Raw genomic sequence first — 1,236 nt, forward strand, 5'->3', positions numbered from 1 at the left:
GCGTTCCTGCCGCCGTACGCGCCCGACCTCAATCCGGTGGAGTATCTGTGGGCCTGGCTCAAACGACATGCCCTGGCCAACTACTGCCCCAACGACCTCAGCGAGCTGCACACGACCGCGCGCAACAAGCTCAAGAGCGCTCAGAAGCGACCCTCGATCATTGCCGCCTGCTGGATGCAGGCTACGCTCTGGTAATGTCATGGGTTACGTAAAGATCAATAGGATGAAACCGAGTTGGATGCTGGCTGGGAGAGTTGGGGCGGGATCACGCCGACGGCGTACTCYGCTCCGCGAATGTCCCCCGGCCTGCGGCCTCCTCCYTTATTTMGCTGCGCAGAGCAMCCCATCGACGTGATCCGTCACAGYSATGGTTCATCGACCAGCACCACACAGCGTTATCCGTGCCGAGGGCATCGGGTGGCCTCCGCAGCGAAATAAAGGAGGAGTCGAAGCCTGGGGACATTCGCGGAGGGGGCTACCCGGTGTCCTCGGCGCGCCCCTGACGCCCCGCTCCGTGTTTCAACTGCGTTTCGCCGTGGCGCCATGGACCACTGAATTGCAGTTCCCGCACTCAGGGTTTCACGCGCGAAAAACTCGCTTCGCATTGTGAAAACGTTGACTGCTGCGCCGCAATATTTTTTCTCGATACGAGAAAATTAATTTCGCATTGAGAAAAGTAGCTATAAGTTGTTGATTTTGCTCATGCAAAAATATGTCTTCTATAAGACATAAGAGTCGAGGTCTAGGCTTAAAGTAACTCCCACGACGCGACAGCGCCACCTCTCAATCAACCCTTGGAGTGACCATGCCCCAGACCATCACAGAACAACTGAGCCGCGAACAGCAGATTGCCGCCCTCGAGAAAGATTGGGCGACCAATCCGCGCTGGAAGGGGATCAAGCGTGGCTACAGCGCGGCCGACGTCGTGCGCCTGCGCGGCTCCTTCCCGATCGAGTACACGCTGGCCCGCCGCGGGGCCGAGAAGCTGTGGGACCTGGTCAACAACGAACCCTACGTCAACTGTCTCGGCGCCCTGACCGGCGGCCAAGCTATGCAGCAGGTGAAGGCCGGCGTCAAGGCGATCTACCTGTCGGGCTGGCAAGTCGCCGCCGACAACAACAGCTACGCCTCGATGTACCCCGACCAGTCGCTGTACCCGGTGGACTCGGTGCCGACCGTGGTCGAGCGCATCAACAACACCTTCCGCCGCGCCGACGAGATCCAGTGGTCCAAGGG

General features: G+C 59.8%; 1 protein-coding gene and 1 pseudogene. Both read left to right on the forward strand.

Going from position 1 to position 1,236, the window contains the following annotated elements:
* A partial coding sequence (locus AC1DY5_RS56225) for a transposase (protein WP_478122805.1) occupies positions 1-195 on the forward strand: 195 nt, incomplete at its 5' end.
* A gap of 610 nt (positions 196-805) precedes the next feature.
* Positions 806-1,236 (forward strand): annotated as a pseudogene (locus AC1DY5_RS56230) (isocitrate lyase); the annotation flags it as partial.

This window comes from Variovorax sp. P4_D9 (assembly GCF_056401695.1).